The organism is Mycobacterium sp. NGS48, from assembly GCF_059812585.1.
This window is the reverse complement of record NZ_JCALCY010000005.1, coordinates 234103-252764: the sequence shown is the minus strand read 5'-3', so window position 1 is coordinate 252764 and position 18662 is coordinate 234103. Positions and strand designations below refer to the sequence as shown.

At 65.3% G+C, this 18662-nt stretch carries 21 protein-coding genes and 1 tRNA gene; 13 read left to right on the top strand and 9 right to left on the bottom strand.

Annotated features, from left to right (window positions below; all coding sequences use genetic code 11):
- Window positions 1-12: 12 nt before the first annotated feature.
- The gene (locus AC5Y42_RS12405) at window positions 13-777 is read right to left on the bottom strand and encodes an SDR family NAD(P)-dependent oxidoreductase (protein WP_499898448.1); all 765 of its coding nucleotides are present in this window, start codon (window positions 775-777) and stop codon (window positions 13-15) included.
- Between the two features lies 1 nt (window position 778).
- The gene (locus AC5Y42_RS12400) at window positions 779-1825 is read right to left on the bottom strand and encodes a phosphotransferase family protein (protein ID WP_499898446.1); all 1047 of its coding nucleotides are present in this window, start codon (window positions 1823-1825) and stop codon (window positions 779-781) included.
- Window positions 1826-1907: 82 nt separating this feature from the next.
- Here AC5Y42_RS12400 and AC5Y42_RS12395 point away from each other — a divergent pair, with 82 nt between their 5' ends.
- Window positions 1908-2516 (top strand): histidine phosphatase family protein, encoded by a 609-nt coding sequence (locus tag AC5Y42_RS12395; protein WP_499898445.1) that lies wholly within the window; start codon window positions 1908-1910, stop codon window positions 2514-2516.
- A gap of 5 nt (window positions 2517-2521) precedes the next feature.
- On the opposite strand, the gene AC5Y42_RS12390 is transcribed toward AC5Y42_RS12395, so the two are convergent.
- Window positions 2522-2866, bottom strand: a complete 345-nt coding sequence (locus AC5Y42_RS12390; RefSeq protein WP_499898443.1) for a LapA family protein — start codon at window positions 2864-2866, stop codon at window positions 2522-2524.
- Window positions 2867-3015: 149 nt separating this feature from the next.
- Between AC5Y42_RS12390 and AC5Y42_RS12385 the strand changes: the two genes are divergently transcribed.
- On the top strand, window positions 3016-3621 hold the full coding sequence (locus tag AC5Y42_RS12385; RefSeq protein ID WP_499898442.1) for a putative glycolipid-binding domain-containing protein: 606 nt from the start codon (window positions 3016-3018) through the stop codon (window positions 3619-3621).
- Here AC5Y42_RS12385 and AC5Y42_RS12380 read toward each other — a convergent pair.
- Complete coding sequence (locus AC5Y42_RS12380) at window positions 3584-4528, bottom strand: prephenate dehydrogenase (protein WP_499898664.1); 945 nt, start codon at window positions 4526-4528, stop codon at window positions 3584-3586. The genes AC5Y42_RS12385 and AC5Y42_RS12380 overlap by 38 nt on opposite strands.
- A 118-nt stretch (window positions 4529-4646) precedes the next feature.
- Here AC5Y42_RS12380 and AC5Y42_RS12375 point away from each other — a divergent pair, with 118 nt between their 5' ends.
- The 3 genes from AC5Y42_RS12375 (at window position 4647) to AC5Y42_RS12365 (ending at window position 5844) form a co-directional block, all read left to right on the top strand.
- Window positions 4647-5159, top strand: a complete 513-nt coding sequence (locus tag AC5Y42_RS12375; RefSeq protein ID WP_499898440.1) for a tRNA adenosine deaminase-associated protein — start codon at window positions 4647-4649, stop codon at window positions 5157-5159.
- Between the two features lie 106 nt (window positions 5160-5265).
- Window positions 5266-5724 (top strand): nucleoside deaminase, encoded by a 459-nt coding sequence (locus tag AC5Y42_RS12370; protein ID WP_499898439.1) that lies wholly within the window; start codon window positions 5266-5268, stop codon window positions 5722-5724.
- Window positions 5725-5753: 29 nt separating this feature from the next.
- Window positions 5754-5844 (top strand) — tRNA-Ser (locus AC5Y42_RS12365).
- Window positions 5845-6073: 229 nt separating this feature from the next.
- Here the strand turns inward: AC5Y42_RS12365 and AC5Y42_RS12360 are convergent.
- Window positions 6074-7258 (bottom strand): Fic family protein, encoded by a 1185-nt coding sequence (locus tag AC5Y42_RS12360; protein ID WP_499898438.1) that lies wholly within the window; start codon window positions 7256-7258, stop codon window positions 6074-6076.
- A 478-nt stretch (window positions 7259-7736) separates the two neighbouring features.
- Between AC5Y42_RS12360 and AC5Y42_RS12355 the strand changes: the two genes are divergently transcribed.
- Window positions 7737-8015 (top strand): hypothetical protein, encoded by a 279-nt coding sequence (locus AC5Y42_RS12355; protein WP_499898436.1) that lies wholly within the window; start codon window positions 7737-7739, stop codon window positions 8013-8015.
- Between the two features lie 19 nt (window positions 8016-8034).
- Here AC5Y42_RS12355 and AC5Y42_RS12350 read toward each other — a convergent pair whose 3' ends face one another.
- On the bottom strand, window positions 8035-8355 hold the full coding sequence (locus AC5Y42_RS12350) for a DUF4333 domain-containing protein (RefSeq protein ID WP_499898434.1): 321 nt from the start codon (window positions 8353-8355) through the stop codon (window positions 8035-8037).
- Between the two features lie 484 nt (window positions 8356-8839).
- The gene (locus AC5Y42_RS12345) at window positions 8840-10147 is read right to left on the bottom strand and encodes a neutral zinc metallopeptidase (protein WP_499898433.1); all 1308 of its coding nucleotides are present in this window, start codon (window positions 10145-10147) and stop codon (window positions 8840-8842) included.
- A gap of 336 nt (window positions 10148-10483) precedes the next feature.
- On the opposite strand from AC5Y42_RS12345, the gene AC5Y42_RS12340 reads away from it, so the two are divergent.
- From AC5Y42_RS12340 to AC5Y42_RS12325, 4 genes are all read left to right on the top strand, one after another.
- Entirely contained in the window at window positions 10484-11860 is a 1377-nt protein-coding gene (locus tag AC5Y42_RS12340; protein ID WP_499898432.1) for a DUF7159 family protein, read from the top strand.
- A 113-nt stretch (window positions 11861-11973) separates the two neighbouring features.
- The gene (locus AC5Y42_RS12335) at window positions 11974-13332 is read left to right on the top strand and encodes a WS/DGAT/MGAT family O-acyltransferase (RefSeq protein WP_499898430.1); all 1359 of its coding nucleotides are present in this window, start codon (window positions 11974-11976) and stop codon (window positions 13330-13332) included.
- A gap of 6 nt (window positions 13333-13338) precedes the next feature.
- Entirely contained in the window at window positions 13339-13824 is a 486-nt protein-coding gene (locus AC5Y42_RS12330) for an NUDIX hydrolase (protein ID WP_499898427.1), read from the top strand.
- A 21-nt stretch (window positions 13825-13845) separates the two neighbouring features.
- On the top strand, window positions 13846-14748 hold the full coding sequence (locus tag AC5Y42_RS12325; protein WP_499898426.1) for a haloalkane dehalogenase: 903 nt from the start codon (window positions 13846-13848) through the stop codon (window positions 14746-14748).
- 18 nt (window positions 14749-14766) lie between these two features.
- Here AC5Y42_RS12325 and AC5Y42_RS12320 read toward each other — a convergent pair whose 3' ends face one another.
- On the bottom strand, window positions 14767-15240 hold the full coding sequence (locus AC5Y42_RS12320; protein WP_499898425.1) for an Rv1443c family protein: 474 nt from the start codon (window positions 15238-15240) through the stop codon (window positions 14767-14769).
- A 151-nt stretch (window positions 15241-15391) separates the two neighbouring features.
- Between AC5Y42_RS12320 and AC5Y42_RS12315 the strand changes: the two genes are divergently transcribed.
- From AC5Y42_RS12315 to AC5Y42_RS12305, 3 genes are read left to right on the top strand one after another with little or no spacing between them, the layout of a single operon-like run.
- The gene (locus AC5Y42_RS12315) at window positions 15392-16420 is read left to right on the top strand and encodes an ATP-dependent DNA ligase (RefSeq protein ID WP_499898423.1); all 1029 of its coding nucleotides are present in this window, start codon (window positions 15392-15394) and stop codon (window positions 16418-16420) included.
- Complete coding sequence (locus tag AC5Y42_RS12310) at window positions 16420-17448, top strand: DNA polymerase domain-containing protein (RefSeq protein ID WP_499898421.1); 1029 nt, start codon at window positions 16420-16422, stop codon at window positions 17446-17448. Before AC5Y42_RS12315 ends, AC5Y42_RS12310 begins: the two co-directional genes overlap by 1 nt.
- Window positions 17449-17481: 33 nt before the next feature.
- Window positions 17482-17940: a DUF5078 domain-containing protein gene (locus AC5Y42_RS12305; RefSeq protein WP_499898419.1), complete on the top strand. Its 459-nt coding sequence runs from the start codon at window positions 17482-17484 to the stop codon at window positions 17938-17940.
- 8 nt (window positions 17941-17948) lie between these two features.
- On the opposite strand, the gene AC5Y42_RS12300 is transcribed toward AC5Y42_RS12305, so the two are convergent.
- Window positions 17949-18632, bottom strand: a complete 684-nt coding sequence (locus AC5Y42_RS12300; protein WP_499898418.1) for a TetR/AcrR family transcriptional regulator — start codon at window positions 18630-18632, stop codon at window positions 17949-17951.
- Window positions 18633-18662: the final 30 nt, after the last annotated feature.

Here is an 18662-nt window from a genome sequence, read left to right as displayed (position 1 = left end):
CGAAACCTCCGCTCAGGGGATGCCGCCATCGGCCCGCAGAATCGAGCCGGTGGTGAAGCTGGACGCGTCAGAAGCCAGAAATAGTGCGGCACCGACAATTTCGGCGGGATCGCCGGCGCGCTGCAGCGACAGGTGCGAAAACGGGTTCTGCGTCGCCTGCTCCAGATTCCACGCCTTGCTGACGTCGGTCAAAAACGGGCCGGCCATCAGGGTGTTGACCCGCACCGCCGGCCCGAACGCTTTGGCCAGCGCCTCGGTCATCGCGTTGAGACCGGCCTTGGCAGCCGCGTACGGGATGATGTCCGGAGTGGGGCGCAGCGAGCCGGCGGTGCTGACGTTGATGATCGAACCCCGGCCGGCGGCCACCATGCGCTCGCCCACCAACGCCGACAACCGGAACGGGCCCTTGAGGTTGAGGTTGAGCACCGCGTCGAAGAGCTTCTCGGTGACGTCGGTGAGCTTGTCGTAGATCGGCGACATGCCCGCGTTGTTGATCAGTGTGTTCACCTTGCCGAACCGGTCGTAGACCGCATCGACGAGCCCGTCGAGCTGATCCCACCGTCCGACATGCACCTGGTATGGCATTGCCGTACGGCCGGTTTTCTTTTCGATCGCCGCGGCGGTGGCCACGCAGTTGTCGATGTTGCGGCTGGCGATCACCACGTCGGCGCCGCAGCGGGCGACGGCGAAGGCCATCTCACGCCCCAGGCCCCGACTCCCACCGGTGATCAAGACCACCTGGCCGGTCAGGTCGAAAAGCTGGTCGGCGTAACCCATGTCAGCGCGTCGCCGATAGCGACCGGGACAGCCCGGCAGCGGTGGCGATCAACTGCGGGACCATCGCGCCCATCGCCGCGCCCACCTTCGGATCGACCTTGTCGGATTTCACCGAAGCAGCGTAAGTCTTTTCCAGCACGATGCCGAGCTTCCAGTTGGCCAACACCAGGTAGTAGTCGATGTTCTGCGTCGAGAGCCCGCTGACGTTCTCGTAGTGCTCGAGCAATTCGCTGCGGGTCGGCATGCCGGCCATGTCCAGATAGAACCCGTCGGTGCGCGGATGCTCGCCGTCATAGCCCAGCAGGCACCAGGCCAGATCCAGCAGCGGATCGCCGACCGTGGTCATTTCCCAATCAACAATCGCGGCAAGGCGAGCCGGGGTGCCGTGGGCGAACATCACGTTGGCGAATTGGTAGTCGCCGTGCATGATGCCCGGCGTGTACTGGGCGGGCCGGTGCCGACGCAACCAGTCAGCAGCCTCGTGCAGGCCGGGAAGATCGCGCACCTGAAAAGCCTCGAGAAAGGCCAGCCAGCGGTCGACCTGCCGCTCGTGAAATCCATCCGGACGGCCGAAGCCCTCCAGGCCCTGCGCGCGCCAGTCCACCCGGCCGAGTTTCGCCGCGCCGTCGACGAGTTCAAACGCCAGACCCCGCCGCTCAGACACGTCGGTATCGAACGGCGCCGGCCAGCCGCCGTCCATCGGGCTCCACCCGTCGATCGCACGCATGACGTAAAAAGGCATGCCGAGCTGATCGCCGGCATCGTCGGCGGCGATCAGCTCGGCATGTGGCACATCGGTGCCGGACAACGCCCGCACCAGCCGGATCTCGCGCCGCAGACCGTCGATCCGGGCAGCGTCGGCTCGCGGGCCCGGCATGCGCAGCACCATGCGCTCTTTCCCGCGCGCAATCAGATAAAGCGTGTTTTGGGAGCCACCGGACAACTGCTCCAGCACCGGCTTTTCGCCGCTGCCCGGCGCACCGTTGGCATCCAGCCAACGGCCCAGAATGTCTGCGTCGAGTCGCTTGCCGCCACTGGCCTGCTTCACTGGCACACCTCACTCTCTGTGCGGAGAATAGCATTCTCCGGCTGCCTGCTGGGTACCGCGGGTGACGTGCGAGGCTGGGCAGATGCAGTTGCTGCTGGTCCGGCATGCCTTGCCGCTTCGTAGTGAGCCGGGTCAGGGCTCCGACCCAGACTTGTCCGATGACGGCGTAGCGCAGGCCGCGCGCCTGCCCGAGGCGTTGGCGAGGTTTCCGATCTCTCGGATAGTCAGCAGCCCGCAGCGCCGCGCCGTCCAAACCGCGGAGCCGGTCGCAGCGGCCCGCAACCTGGCGGTCGAGGTCGACGAGCGATTCGCCGAGTACGACCGCGACCTACCGGTCTATATCCCCATCGAGCAGATCCGTGCGGAGAACCCGCAGGAGTGGGCCCGAATGGCTGCCGGGCACCTGCCCAGCTCGGTCGACGAGGCCGGTTTTCGTGCTCGGGTCGGTGCCGCCGTCGACGACGTCGTTGGCGCCGGCGATCCGGACGACACCGTGGCGGTGTTCAGCCACGGCGGAGTGATCAACGTGCTGCTACACGAGATCCTGAATACCGGGCGGCTGCTGTCGTTTCCGATCGACTACGCGTCGGTGACCCGGCTGCTGTTCTCCCGATCCGGGCAAGCCACCGTCGCCGCAGTCAACGGCACCGAGCACGTGTGGGACCTGTTGCCCCGCAACCAACGGCTGTAGACCGGTCAGCGCCGGCTCGCGTGCTTCTTTGCCGCGCGGCGCAACTGGTAGATCCGCGCGGTACCGGCCAGCACGGTAATCAGCCCGCCGCACACTGCAGCCAACAGGATGGCGACGCCCAGCGGCAGGCTCCAGTGCCAGCCGAGAAATTGAAACTGTGCCGATGCGGTGTTCTGGGTGATGAAGATCAGCAGCACGATGAGAATCAGGAACCCGATGGTCAGCGCGGTCCAGATGGCGCCGGCGCGAGTGAACATCACCGACGAATCCGGCCGTTCGGTGGCGGCTTCGGGCTGCGGTGCGGGCACCGGGGGTGGCTGATCGGGCGATACGGGTGGATCGCTGGTCATACTGCCATCTTGCCCGTTCGGGTGCCGAACAAAACCACATCCGGAAAACCCGTCCGCGAGCAGCGATCAACGCGGCGCGGCGGTTGCGCCGGCTTGAGCAAGGTTGACCAGGCTGCAAAACCCGGCTGGCCGTCGCCTACTGTGTACCGGTGAGTCCAGCCCCATCGGATACAACGCCGAGCGCTTGGCCGGCGATCTTGACGTGGCGCTCCCCCGATTGCGCTCGGATGGAGTCGGCGCGAGTGCAGTTGTCCGGCAACCGAATCAAGGCTAATGGCCGTATCGTGGCTGCCGCCGCCGACAACCACCCGGGCTTCAGCGCCTACTACGACCTGCAGACCGACGAGACCGGCGCCAGCAAACGGTTCGGGTTGACAGTGACATTGGCCGAGCGGGAACGCCAGCTCTCCGTCGCACGCGACGAGGAGAACATGTGGCTGGTGACCGACCAGCGCGGTGAGTCCCGCGCCGCATTCGACGGCGCCCTGGACATCGATGTGGTCTTCAGCCCGTTTTTCAACACGTTGCCGATCCGCCGGCGGGGGCTACACGAACGGCCCGACTCGGTGACGGTGCCGGTCATTTACGTGAGCTTGCCCGATATGTCACTCACGTCGGCCGTCGTCAGCTACAGCAGTGCCGGCTCGGCAGGCCCAGACAGCGTCAAGGTGCACTCCCCGGTGTCGGACGTCACCGTCACCGTCGACGCCGACGGCTTCATCGTGGACTATCCAGGCTTGGCAGAGCGGATCTGATCACCCCGCCTGCCCGGCCGGCGGCAGCCAGCTCGGCACGCCAGTTTTCCGCGCCGACGAAGACGGTGACGATCTCTGGCCGGGAAAAACTGTCGTAGCGGGTGCGGGCGGCATGCCCGGTTTCGACGAGCTCGGCCACAGAGTTGTTGTGCGCCAGCGACTCACGCGCACTCGTGAGCAGTTCCATGAACCTGTCGACGGCCGGCAGCACCTGGTCGGCGTTGGCTTCACACATGGCCCGCACCAGGTCGGGCGCGGTGACCGCCACCCGGGTGCCGTCGCGGAACGATCCGGCCGCCAGCGCGAACGCCAGCGGGATCTCGGCGGCGGTGACGGCCAGTGCCTCGGCGAGCAGATGCGGCAGATGGGAAATCGCCGCCGCGGCGGCGTCGTGCTCGTCGGACCTGGCGGGGACGACCACCGAACCGCAGTCCAACGCCAGGGTCATCACCATCGACCACACCGCAGGGTCGACGTGGTCGTCGACGCTGACGACCCACGGAGCGCCGATAAACAACCGCACGTGACCGGCGGCCCAGCCCGAATGCGCGGTGCCCGTCATCGGATGACCACCAACGAAACGCGCCTGCAGACCCGCTGCGGTGACCTCCTCGAGCACCGCACTTTTGACGCTGGTGACATCAGTCAGCGGGCAATTTGGGGCCAATTCGCGGATGTAGGTCAGCAAGGACGGGATTGCCGGCATCGGGACGGCAAGCACGACCAGCGCGTCGACATCGGCGGCGCGGGTCAGCACTTCGGTGAGTTCGGTGGTCGCGTCAAAGCCGTCGAACCGAGCCGCCTGCACCCCTTCCACCGACCGGTTGTAGCCAAAGACCTCGCGGTTCGCCGCCGCCGCGGCGCGCATGATCGAGCTGCCGATCAGTCCCAGCCCCAGCACACACACCGGTGTATTTGCCACCCTCCAAGGTTGACATATTCGCCAGAACAGCGGCGTCCGACGGTCGCTCAAGCAACAGCCGATCGGCTGGTCAAGGGGCTGGCCACCGACTAGCGTTGCGCGCATGGCACCGCAGCGGGCTTCCGCGCAGGCAGATACGCCGGATGGCTTCGGTGTTGCCGTGGTGCGCGAAGACGGGCAGTGGCGCTGCGCTCCAATGCGGCGCAAGGCCCTGACGAGTTTGGCTGAAGCCGAGACTGAACTGCGCGAGTTACGCAGCGCCGGAGCCGTTTTCGGGCTTCTCGATGTCGATGACGAATTCTTCGTCATCGTACGTCCCGGGCCGTCGGGAACCCGGCTGTTTCTCTCGGATGCCACTGCGGCCCTCGACTATGACATCGCCGCCGAAGTGCTGGACAAGCTCGACGCCGACATCGAGCCGGAGGACCTCGAAGACGCCGACCCGTTCGAAGAGGGCGACCTGGGGCTGCTGTCCGACGTCGGGCTGCCCGAGGCAGTGCTCAGCATCATTCTCGACGAGACCGACCTGTACGCCGACGAGCAGTTGGGCCGCATCGCCCGGGAGATGGGCTTCGCGGAGCAGCTGTCGACGGTGCTCGACCGTCTCGGTCGGTGATCGCAAGCGCGGCCGTGGCGATCGCAAGCGCGGCGCAGCCGGGCGCGGCGGGTCGCCACGAATGACGCAGCCGGGCGCTGCGGGTCGCCGCCATCAAACTCGGTCGGTGATCGGCGACGAAGACCTGATCCGCGCCGCGCTGGCGGTTGCCACTACGGCGGGCCCGCGTGACGTCCCGGTGGGCGCGGTGGTGGTCGGCGCCGACGGCACCGAGTTGGCCCGTGCGGTGAACGCCCGCGAAGCGCTCGGTGATCCGACCGCGCATGCGGAGATCCTGGCCATCCGGGCGGCCGCCGAGGTGCTGGGTGACGGCTGGCGGCTGGAGGGCGCCACCCTGGCGGTCACCGTCGAGCCGTGCACGATGTGCGCGGGTGCGCTGGTGATGGCCCGGGTCGCGCGACTGATCTTTGGGGCGTGGGAACCCAAAACCGGTGCCGTCGGCTCGTTGTGGGACGTAGTGCGCGACCGGCGGCTCAATCACCGGCCCGCCGTGCGGGGCGGGGTGCTGGCCGGCGACTGCGCCGCGCTGCTGGAGGACTTCTTCGCCCGGCAGCGATTGGGGTGAGCGGGCGTCGGTTCGGTAGGCTGTCCGGCGGTGGCGTGTCCGAGCGGCCTAAGGAGCACGCCTCGAAAGCGTGTGACGGGTAACCCCCGTCCGAGGGTTCAAATCCCTCCGCCACCGCCAAAAATCTTCTCCACACCTCTTCGCAGGTCACAGAGATTCCTCCTCAAGCGGGAAAGGCCGCTGACGGCGGCCGCATTCGAACATGAGATGCGCTGGCCGAGCCTCGGGATATGAGACGTTACGGCTCCAAGCAATTCACGCCAGACCACGCCGTGCTGATCAGCAAAGACGTTGTGCGAACAGTCGAATCACAGCCGTCGAGCATTGCTGCGCCGCGGCGTCGCGACGGTCACGGTCGATTCAAGACCTCCATCACTGGATCGCATCTGTATCCCTTCGCGCCATAGGCGAACAATCGCCCGGGCATCTCCCGCAACGCGCCGAGCTCTACCAGCGTTTGTATTGCCTTCTTGGCGGGCGGATAGGTGACTTTGTGAAGTTTCGCAGCCTCGGGAATCGTGATGATCGGATACCCGAGGAGACTGTCTGCGACCGCGTTGACGACACCCCGGGCTTGCTTCTCAGCCAACCGATGGCGCAGCTCAGACTGGAAAGCCAAAAGTTCTTCGATTCGCTTGACTCCGTCCTCTGCTTGGTGGCGCACCGCCTCGCAAAAGAATCTGACCCAGGGGTCGAAGTTGCCCGTCTTGCTGATCCCCAACAGCAAATCCTTGTACTCGTCTTTCCGTGGCTCAAGCCAAGGAGACAAATTCAACAACGGGTAGGTAAGCGCACCTTCTGTGACGAGCTGTAGGGTCACGATGAGCCGGCCAAGTCGGCCGTTGCCATCCGAAAATGGATGAAGTGTCTCGAATTGATAGTGAGCCATCGCAATCTTGATCAGCAGTGGGTAGTCATCGTCCGCGTGGATCCACCTTTCCCAGTCAGACACACCCTCTTTGAGGTATTCGCCAAAAGGCGGCGGCACGAACCTCGAGGCTTCGATACCCTTTGATTGCTCGCCTATGTATACGTTGGATTCTCTGAGCCGTCCCTTGTCCCAGCTGTCACCGCGCGTTCTGTCCACCAAGGTCGCTTGGAGTGGAGCAATGACGTTTAGACAGATTGGTTTCGTCTCAACTAATTTGAGGGCTTGTTCTGCAGCCCGAACATAGTTGAGGACCTCGCGAACTTCGGCCGTGCGGTTGGCTTCCTCGACGTAGTCAGCCTCCAGAACCTCTTCCAGCGTCGCGTATGTGCCTTCGAGCGCGGACGTGCTGCGTGCTTCACGGCGCAGGGCCGGCCGCACGAGTAGCCCAGGGTCTGGTAGTCGCTTGACGGCGAAGTCCAGGCGACCGACCGATAAGCTGGCTTGATCCGCCAGCTTGTGTGCCCCCAGGCTCAGTTGAATCTCTGCGGGGAGGGGTGCGGGCACGAATGCGTAGTGGCTGTAATCGCGTCCGAGGTAGGCATCGTGGCCGGAGATGGGGACTAGGCCACCCGCCGGGGAGTCTTGGAAGACTTCGAGCTGCACAAATATACCTTTCCGGCGGTTTCTATAGTCGCCTGCCTGCCTGTTAAATCCGCCTACCAATGATCCCACGCGAATTATAGGAAATCGTCAAAAGCTATAGTAGCTGTAAGAACCGGTATAGTTTCGCCGCTTGTGGCCAGAGCTGTAGTTCGGGTTCAAATCCCTTCGCCACCGCGCCTGATGTGCGATCTTCCGTCGTTGTGTGAAATCCCGTTCTGGTGGTCCGTTCCGCTGTCTTAGCCGTTACATCTAGTCAACTGGACGTCTGTGTAATAAAGTGCGCTTCTATTCGCGTCAAGGTGCCTAGCAGGGGTGACGCTGTTACAGAGGGAGGAGCCGACATGCCAGCGAGCGGTCCTCCACCTGACAGTTACTCGCCTTCTGGTGGCCCGACATCCCTACGGCTGTATTCCACCAGGCATGCCTCGGATTGGAGAACAGCACATTGGCAACGCCACGCGAACCGCACATCGGGGTCATGGTTTCGATCGACACCTTTTTTGCCGCCCGACTCGACGTTGGCAGTGAGATTTCGCTGTTGTTGGGACGCCCGCTATCCGATTGCAAGGGGCGTTTCGATTACGGGCGGCTGCCTGTCAGCCTGGCAGAGCGGCTGGTCTGTCACCTCGATACCGTCGTCGGAAGCCTGGAAAACATCGGCCACCCGAACTGGGACGACAAGACCCTGGCACTGATGATCGGGGCCGTCCGCGACGACCAGCAGCGTATCGACAAGCAGATCGCGGAACAGTCGTGAGCCAGGTGCTACCAACATTTCACCGGGGACGGTCAACCTCGTAGGTTCCGTTGTCGTCGCGGAACACCACCGCCACTTGGCGTTTGGTTCCATTGATGTGCACCTCACAGGTGAAGGTGACGCCCTTCTGCACAACCGGATTGCGGCCGTCGTTGCACCTGACCGTCGAGACGTTGTTGCGTCCGTACCCGGATACGGGATCGGTGAGGATCTGCCGGACACCGACCTGAGCCTTGTTGACATCGAGTTCGTTGCCGTGGAACGACCCGAGCTGCCACACGCCCAGAATCAGCGCCACCACTGCAAGGCACACCACCGCAATGCCCGCTGCTATCAGCAAGCGACGCTCAGAGGTCTTGCCCTGCCCAAGCCAGACGTTACGAATATGCGTGCCTGGCGAGGGCTTTGCTTGTTCTGGCGGCGGCGCTTGCCCGGCACGGCCTGCGACCGGGTAGTTGGGGGGCGGTTGGCGATAGGGCGGAGGCGGTACGGGCGGAGGAGGGGGCGACCGCCGAGGCCGGAGATCGGGCTGCGGCGGCACCGGGTAATTCTGCGCGACCGGCCTGCGCGGGTTTACTTCATACCACTTGGGCGCGTTCGGGCGTCGCGGCTGCAACGGCCGCTGTACTGTTCGCTCTTCCGGCCTGCCCCTTGGCCTTTCGTCTCGACGCGGCGGCACCGGCTGCTGCCACCGGCGACTGGGCGGCGGACGAAAAGGCTCGGGTGGGTCTGACCCGTGCGGACCGCTCATTGCACCTCTTCTCCTGCGCCACCAACCATTATTGAACTGGCTCGCGGCACGTAGGGCACTAGAACCACACCCATCAGGAGAATCGCTGGTAGCACTGGCCGGCACCACTCAGCAACCCGGAGTGGAACGCAAAAATGCGGGAGAAGCCGGCCGGCACCGGGGAGCCGTTCACATCGCTGGCGGCCAGCCCGTTGGTCAGCAGGCCCGAGATGGCTTCGTCGAGGTCACCAGCGCCCAGCACGAGCATTTTGCCCGACGGCAGGGAAATCGGCTCGGCCATGTTGCGCTGCGCAACCCCGGTCAGGCAGGCTGCGCGCATGCCCGCCAGAGCCGAATCCAAGGGCAGGCCCCGCTCGCGCTGCAGCGCCAACACATACCGTGACGTGAAAACAGACAGGGCGGTGTTGTCTCCCTGCGGCAAGCCCAGCTGCGATTCGTCTGATGGCGCTCCCATCCGTTGCAACACAGGCATATTGACCGAAAGCGTGTTGGTCGAGGGACAGTAGACGACGGCTTCGGACCCGGCCGCGGGATTGCAACTGGTACCGGCCGACGACAGCGTCGGCGGGTCGGTCGGGGCGAAGATCTTTCCCAACAACTCCATCATCGTCGACAGGGCGTCGTCGTCGATCCCGACGTCGCTTTGCTGGCTCTTCGACTCAAACAACGAACTCGGAAGGTCGCCGCGGCGCTGCTGGATTTCGTCACTGTCGATCTCACCGCACGCTTCGGCACCACTGTCGAAACCGCGCTGCAAGGCGGTAACGCGGTCAAGGGCCGTTCCATGCGGGTCTCCACTGGACGACGCCTCGGTCGGCGACGCGATCGGATCACGGATGACGATCGCGCCGGCCAGAATATGGCTGAGATCGTCGCCCGTGCTCAGCTGAAAACGCGGTGATTCACCTCCGGCGACCCAGCGGAGGTAGACGCCCGACAGGCAGTCGGCCTGCTGCTCACGGACGAGGGTCGGGGTCCAGTGGTGGATCAACTTCGCCATCCGCTGGACGGCGTGCCCGTATTCGTGTGCGAGCAGCGCATTGACGGCCATGTCCCCGAAGTACTTCCGGGCTGTCGGGATCAAGCTGCCGCGGTCCCATGCCAGCGTGTTGTTGCGGTGGCAGTACATCGCGTTGGTGTTGCCGTAGGTCTCGTTGCCACACACCGCAGGGCCGAACCGGTCATTCGAGTCGTACGACAACAGCGTGGCGACCGGGCTGAAGGTGCGTGAAAACGAGTCGGAGTAATGCCGTTGCCAAAAGTCTTCGATGTCGTCGATCGCCAACAGCGCGAGACGGTCGTCATCACCGCCGTCGGTGTTGTGAACCCGATCGGTGACCGGCGGTGGGACGCCGCGTGGACCGCTGGGACCATCTGACACGGCTAACCCACCGACGCGGTCTGGGTCGTAGAGCATCGATACAGCCCGGCCGGACAAAACCGCGTGACCGCAGCTTGCCAAAAGCAGAGCCGAGAGCGCCGCGCAGATCGCCGCTCTAAGTGTGATTGCCAATGAGATCCTCGGCGGTCCTCGATGAAGCGTGTTGTGCGCCGCCCCAACGGTTGCTGCCTGAACTCTACAATCCGCTGCCGCACGTGAAGCTTGGCCGTCGCGCGCTTGCCCGACCGAGTAGGGTCGAAGCACCGGGGGCCTGCACGCGGTGGATCGCTCCCCGCGCAGACTCCTCAGCGGCCAGCAAACTGCTTTGGAGGCGCTGTGGACATCGTATTGGGCATGTCGATGGCCCCGACGACCGTCCGCATGGTGCTGGTCGAGGGCGAAAACGGCCAGGGTGCCACCGTCGAGGAAGACAACTTCCAGATCGCCACGAACGGGGACGCCCAGAGTCCCCCCACCCCAAGCGCAGCCGATCAAGTGGTCGCGGCCATCCTGGGCACCCGCGAAAGCGCCGTCGAGGGCGGGTACCGGCTGGCGTCGACGGGCGTGACCTGGACCGATCCCATCGAGGCAAGCGCGCTTCGCGATGCGCTCGCCTCCCGCCGGGTCGAAAACGTCATGCTGGTCTCGGCCTTCCTGGCCGCGGCCGCGCTGGCCCAAACGGTCGGCGCCAGCCTCGGCTATGCCCATACCGGCCTGCTGTTCGTCGAACCGGACTGCGCGACGCTGGCCGTCGTCGACTCTGCTGATGGTTCGGTCGGCGACGTACATCGAGAACCCTTGCCTGAGGACGACACCGACGCCGTCGCCCGGCTAACCGCGATGACCGGGGCCGCCGCCGGCCTCCAGTCGGGCCCGGAGGGGTTGTTCGTCGTCGGCTCCGGTGTCGACGTCGGAATGATCAAGCCCGAGTTGGATGCCGCGACATCGCTGGCGGTCAGCGCAGCTGACGACCCGGAAACGGCGCTGGCTCGCGGGGCCGCGCTGGCGTCGGCCCACGCGCCGCTGTTTGACTCGTCCACCGCCGCACTGGCATATGCCCAAGATCCCGGCACCGGTGTCGTGGACCCGGAAATGGCCCTGGCCGCGGGTCTGGCGGCGGCGGAGCCGGCCGCCGACGAGCAAGCTCTGGCGTACAGCGCCGACCCCGGCCATGACGCCGACGCGTATACCGCGGACGCGCTCGCCGCAGATCCCGGCGAACCCTTCTTTTCCGACGAGGACCGGCCCGAACGCAAACCATTCCTGGTCGCTCTGGGCGTGCTGACGATCTTCGTCGTTGGTGTGGCCGCACTAGCGATCGCACTGGCGCTCGACATCCGCCCGCACGTCAACCAGCGGCCTAACCTGGGACAAAGTGTCGTTGCGCCGACCCAAAAGGCGCCGCCCCCCGCGCCCCCGCCGCAAGCGCCCGCGCCCGCACCCGCTCCGGCGCCCGCACCCGCGGCGCCCGCACCTGCGCCGGCAGCACCCGCGCCCCCGCCGGCGCTTCCGCCGCCTCCGGCACTGCCTGCACCACCGATACCGGCGCCGCGGGTGCCGGGCCCGGGGATTCCGGGACCGGGAATCCCGGGTCCAAAGCTTCCGGGTCCAAAGATCCCCGGTCCTGGAATCCCGGGTATCGGCGGGGGCCACGGTGGCGGCGGACCGCACATACCCGGCCTTCCCGGCATCCCGGGCATCCCCGGGCTCTGATGCCCTGAGCCAGTTACGGTTTGGCGCTTGCACTGCCGCGCCCGATCCCGCCTGGGTCTGCTGGCCCGGCTGAATCCGACCGACATTGCTGCCCACCGCGCTTTAATGGGTTGATGGAGCTGATAACGCCCACCGATTCGATATTCTTGCTGGGCGAATCCCGCGAGCACCCCATGCACGTCGGCGGCCTGGCTTTATTCGAGCCGCCGGAAGGTGCCGGACCGGATTTTCCGCGCGAGACCTACGAGGCCCTCGTCGCCAACCGGGAGTTTCAACCGACCTTCCGTAAGCGCCCGGCCCGGCTTCTCGGCGGTATCGCCAGCATCGGGTGGGCCTACGACGACGAGGATGACATCGACATCGACTACCACCTGCGGCGTTCAGCACTGCCCGCGCCCGGGCGGGTGCGCGACTTGCTCGAGTTAACCTCGCTGTTGCACGGCAGCCTGCTCGACCGGCACCGGCCGTTGTGGGAGGGCCAGTTCATCGAAGGGCTGAACGACGGCCGGTTCGCGTTGTACACCAAGTTTCACCATGCGTTGGTCGACGGTGTCTCCGCGATGAAGCTGATGCAACGCACGCTGTCCAACGACCCAAATGACCAGGAGATGCGGGCGATCTGGAATCTGCCCCGTCGACGACACTCGGCTGGCCGGTCGCGCTGGCAAGCGATCAGTCAACTCGCGGGATCGGTTGCCGCCCTTGGCCCGTCGGCGTTTTCATTGGCCCGCGCGGCGCTGCTCGAACAGCAATTGACCCTGCCGTTCGCCGCTCCCCGCACCATGCTCAATGTTCCGATCGGTGGCGCCCGCCGGTGCGCGGCACAGTCGTGGTCGCTGGACCGCATCAAATCCATCAAACAGGCCACCGGGGTGAGCTTCAACGATGTCGTGCTGGCGATGTGCGCCGGCGCGCTGCGGTACTACCTGGCCGACCAGGATGCGCTCCCGGACACGCCGCTGATCGCGATGGTGCCGGTCAGCCTGCGCAAGGAAGACGACGCCGACGGCGGCGGCAACATGGTCGGCACCATCCTGTGCAGTCTGGCCACCGACCTCGACGATCCGGCGAAGCGGCTCGAGGCGATCAACGAATCGACGCGTGGCAACAAAAAGGTGTTCTCCGAACTGCCCCGACTGCAGGCACTGGCGTTGTCGGCGTTTCTCATGTCACCGATGGCTCTGGCCGTAGTCCCGGGAGTGGGCACGTCGGCGCCGCCGCCGTTCAATATCGTCATCTCGAATGTGCCCGGACCCACCGAACCGATGTACTGGCGCGGCGCCCGCCTAGACGGCAACTACCCGCTGTCGATCGCCTTGGACGGGCAGGCTTTGAACATCACCGTCGTCAACAACGCCGGCAACCTCGACTTCGGTCTGGTCGGCTGCCGACGCAGTGTGCCGCATCTGCAGCGGTTGCTCGCAGACCTGGAAACCTCCCTCAAAGACTTGGAACGTGCGGTCGGGGTTTAGGCGCGCATGCCCAAGCGGAGCGCCGGGCTGCTGCTGTACCGGGTGCGCGACGACGTGGTGGAAGTCCTGATCGTGCACCCGGGCGGCCCGTTTTGGGCGCGAAAGGACGAGGGCGCGTGGTCGATCCCCAAGGGGGAGTACATCAACGGTGAGGATCCTTGGGATGTGGCACAACGCGAATTCGTCGAAGAACTCGGGCTTGCGGTGCCGGCTGGCGCGCGTACCGACTTCGGTTCGCTGAAACAGCCGGGCGGCAAGGTTGTCACGGCGTTTGCGGTGCTGGCTGATCTCGACGTCACCGGTGCAGCCAGCAACACCTTCGAGCTTGAGTGGCCCAAGGGTTCGGGGATGATCAAAGAGTTTCCCGAAGTCGACCGAGTCAGCTGGTTCACGGTGGCACAAGCCCGAGTCAAGCTACTCAAGGGCCAACGGCCATTCCTGGACCGGCTGATGGCCCAGCCCGCGTTGACGAACCTACGCGAAGACGCCTGATCCGACGGTATGTTCGCACCCATGCAGACATTGCGGACACCAGACGACCGGTTTGCCGAGATCCCCGAATTCTCCTACCCGCCAAGGTATTGCGATGTTCCTGACGGCGACGGTGGCACGTTGCGCATGGCGTGGGTCCAAGATGGTCCCGATGACGCCGACCCGATACTGATGCTGCACGGCGAGCCGTCGTGGTCTTTTCTGTACCGCAAGATGATCCCGGTGCTGGTCGAGGCCGGGCATCGCGTCGTGTGCCCGGACCTGGTCGGGTTCGGCCGTTCCGACAAGCCGACGCAGCGCGAAGACCACACCTACGCCCGTCACGTCGAGTGGGTACGCACCCTGGCGTTCGACGTCCTGAATCTGCAGCGCGTCACCCTGGTCGGCCAGGATTGGGGCGGGCTGATCGGGCTGCGACTGGCCGCCGAGCATCCTGACCGGTTCAGCCGGATCGTGGTGGCCAACACCGGGCTGCCGACCGGTGACATCCCGATGCCGAAGATCTGGTGGCAGTTTCGCGAGGCGATTCAGAATCAGCCGTTGCTGGACATCGGCCGATTCGTGCAGGGAGGCTGTCGCCGGCCGATGAGCGATGGCACCCGCGCGGCCTACGATGCGCCTTTTCCCGACGACACCTATTGCGCTGCGCCGCGCGCCATGCCGGGCCTGATCCCCACCTCGCCCGACGATCCCGCCGCCCCGGCCCAGCGGTCGGCGTGGGCGACGCTGTGTGTCAGTGAAACGCCGATGCTGGTTGCGTTCAGCGACGGCGATCCGATCACCGGCGCGATGGCCCCGATCTTCCAGCGGGAGATGCGTGGTGCTCAGGGAATCGAGCATCCGGTCGTCCAGGATGCCGGGCACTTCGTGCAGGAGGACGCCGGCGAAGAGCTCGCCGGTTACATTGTCGATTTCCTGCGCTGACGCCGCCGGGCTGAGCAGCTAAGTTGCGTACGCCGGTCCCTCGGGCAGCAGGTGCTGACGGACCAGCTTGCGCCAGCGTCGATGCCGGTGCCGGAAAATGCCTTTCGCGAGCGTCGCAACCACAGCGGTAGCGCGCCCCGCGTCGATGGCGATCGTGTCGGTGTAGTGACAGCTGTGGTCGTCGACCGGCGCAACGTGCAGTGTGTGATCCCAACTGGCGATGACGCCGCCGTGTTCATGGGTGCGGATGGTCCGAGTGCCGTGGTCGACCGCGGTCACTTCGATGGTGTGGCGGTAGGCCGGGACGAGGTGGAACGCCCACAGCCAGCCGGTGCCGCGTTCACCAAGGCGCAGCGATTCTGCTCTACCGTTCAATGCCGGCATCCCGAAGAGGCCCCGGCAAACGTACAGCATCGTCGCCGGTGACTGTATCGCTTGCCAGACCCGGTCCGCGCAGGTGGGCAGCGTCGTTGTCCGCTGTATGGTCTGCACGTTTTCGACTCCTGAGGCCTTCGTCGGATGGCTAGCTACCAGCGCCTTTTCGCAACTTTACGGGGTCGATGGTGAGAAGTCAGTCGCATGTTCGTCGCGTGCCCGCTGCCCGCGACCGGTAAACACCGGCCAGTGGTGTCAAGATGAACGCGTGGACCTTCCCATGCAGCCGCCGATCGAACCGATGTTGGCCAAGGCGGCCGGCAAGGTTCCCGCCGAACTGGGTGTGTGGTCCTACGAACCGAAGTGGGACGGATTTCGCGCATTGGTATTCCGCGACGGCGATGAGGTGATGCTGCAGTCGCGCAACGGCAAAGACCTCGGTCGCTACTTTCCGGAGCTGCTAGAGGCGATTCGCAGTGAAGTGTCGCCGCGCTGTGTGCTCGACGGCGAGATCGTCGTCCCCCGTGACATCGACGGACGGATCCGGCTGGACTGGGACTCACTGTCCCAACGCATTCACCCTGCCGCCAGCCGCATCAACATGCTGGCCGAGCAAACACCGGCGCACTTCATCGGCTTCGATGCACTGGCCACCGGTTCGGCGTCGCTGCTGGGCGAGCCGTTTCGCATTCGCCGCGCGACACTTTCGGAGCTGGTCGACGCGATGGACTGGTGTCATGTCACCGGAACCACCGAGGATCCCGAACTCGGCGCGCACTGGCTGACCACCTTCGAGGGCGCCGGGCTCGACGGCGTTGTCGCCAAGCGACTCGACGGCGCCTATCTGCCGGGCAAGCGAGAGATGGTGAAAATCAAGCACGCCCGCGACGCCGACTGCGTAGCGATGGGCTACCGCATCCACAAAAGCGGCGAAGGCATCGGATCCATCCTGTTGGGCCTGTACCGCGATGGCCGGCTGCACATGGTCGGTGGCGCAGCGTCATTCACCACCAAGGATCGACTGAAGCTGCTCGCCGAGTTGGAACCGCTGCGCGTCGGCGATGACGTGGTCTACGACGGGGAGCCCAGCCGGTGGAATGCCACGGCCGACAAACGTTGGGTGCCGATCCGGCCGGACCGGGTCGCCGAGGTCGCCTACGACCAGATGGAAGGAGACCGCTTCCGGCACACCGTCCGCTTCGTGCGCTGGCGCGCCGACCGCGACCCGGAAAGCTGCACTTTCGACCAGCTCGACGTGCCGCTGAACTACGACCTCTCCGACGTCTTGGAGTCGTAATGGCAAGCCCCGCTGAAGAACTCGACGTCGACGGAATCGCGGTCCGGCTGACCAACCCGGATAGGCCCTACTTCCCGAAGCTGGGCTCCGCAGGTACCAAACGCAAGCTCGTCGAGTACTACCTGGCGGTGGCCCGCGGCCCGATGCTGACCGCGCTGCGGGATCGGCCCACACACCTGCAGCGTTTCCCGGAGGGCATCGACGGCGAGGAGATCTACCAAAAGCGAATACCGCAGCACCATCCCGACTACTTGGAGACCTGCCGTGTCACGTTCCCGTCCGGACGAACTGCAGACGCGCTCAAGGTGACTCACCCCGCTGCAATCGTGTGGGCGGCCCAAATGGGCACCATCACCCTGCATCCGTGGCAGGTGCGCTGTCCCGATACCGAGCATCCCGACGAGTTGCGCGTCGACCTGGACCCGCAGCCGGGAACCGGTTTTGCCGAGGCGCGCACGATTGCGGTCCATGTGCTCAAGCCGCTGCTCGAGGAACTCGGGCTGGTCGGCTACCCCAAGACGTCCGGGGGTCGCGGCGTACACGTATTTCTGCGGATCAAAACGGACTGGGATTTCATCGCCGTCCGCCGTGCCGGGATCGCGCTGGCCCGCGAGGTCGAGCGCCGCGCGCCGGACGCGGTGACGACGTCGTGGTGGAAGGAGGAAAGGGGCGCCCGGATCTTCGTCGACTTCAACCAGAACGCCCGCGACCGCACGTTCGCGTCGGCGTACTCGGTGCGGCGCACTGCGGTCGCCACCGTGTCGATGCCGCTGACCTGGGACGAGCTTGCCAGCGCCGACCCGGACGACTACACCATCGGCACTGTGCCCGACCTGGTGGCCCGCCGCGACGACCCGTGGGCCCAGATGGATTCGGTCCAGCAGTCGATCACTCCGCTGCTGGAGGTGGCTGCTGCCGACGAGGAACGCGGGCTCGGCGATCTGCCCTATCCGCCCAACTATCCCAAGATGCCCGGCGAGCCCAAACGCGTTCAGCCCAGCCGGGACGTCGATTATAAGTCAAACTAACCACGATCGTTACGAGCGCGTTATAGTGTCCGCATGCTTCGTTCTCGTCTGGGCCCTGTGATCCGCGCCGGTGTCGCGGTACTTGCGCTTGCTGCTGCCGCGACAGCCTTCCCTCGAGTCGCCTCGGCCGATTCCACCGAGGACTATCCGATACCGCGGCGGATCATCCAGACCACCTGCACGCCCGAGCAGCTGCTGGCCGCCGCGCGTGATTACGCGCCGGTGTATTACGAGCGATACATGAACGACTACCACAACCATGCCAACTTCCATCAGGCAGTTCAGGACAAGGCTCACTGGTTTTTCTCGCTGTCGCCGGCAGAGCGCAGGCAATACTCCGACCACCTCTACGAGGGCGACGTCGCCGACCCGATGACCAAGGCATGGGTCAACAACTTCAAGATCTTCTTCAACAACAAGGGCGTCGTCGCCAAAGAAACCGACCACTGCGCGGACTATCCCCCGAACGACATGTCCGTGTGGGATTGGTGAGCAGTAGCTCAGCTTGATTGTGCGATCAGCCCGACGCAGGTCGCGGTGAGCAGCCGGGTCAGTGCGGACACGAAGTCGATGTTCCACTCGGGTGAAGCCTGGGCTTCCTCGGCGTAGGCGTCGCTGAGCCCTTCTGGCGGGTGGGCGATCTGCCACAACGGCGCCGCCAACGAGTAGGCCGCCAGCAAGACGTCGAGCGCGCCCGATCGCCCCAACGCCGGCAAGGCTTGCTCGATGGCATCCGCAAGCGACATCACGGCGCCGTCGCTGATGCGCTTGACCTCGATAACCCGGTCGATGTCCACTTCGTGCTCGAGGTGCAGATGCAGATTGGCCAGCAGATCGCAGAACAGCGGGTCGGCGGCGAGGCTTTGGGCCAGCGTCTCCGCCACCCGCGCGGGTGACATCGGACCCGGCTGGCGCAGCCGCTCAGTCACCGTGTTCGCCCACGTCACCCAGCCTTCCGCCGCCAGATGCAGCAGCACCTCTTTGTGCGAGGTGAAGTAGCGACGCACGGCCGAGTAGTGGATTCCGGCACGTGCGGCCACGGCGGTCAGCGTCACCGAGGCGACACCGATTTCCAGCGCCAGCGAGCGCGCGGCCTCCACCAATGCGTCCGCACGCTGGCGCTTCTTCGCTGCGGTGCGGGCACGCTGGAAGGTCAGTTGCGCCACGGCCAGAGAATAACGCACGCCGCGTGATTTCCGACCTGATCGGCAGAG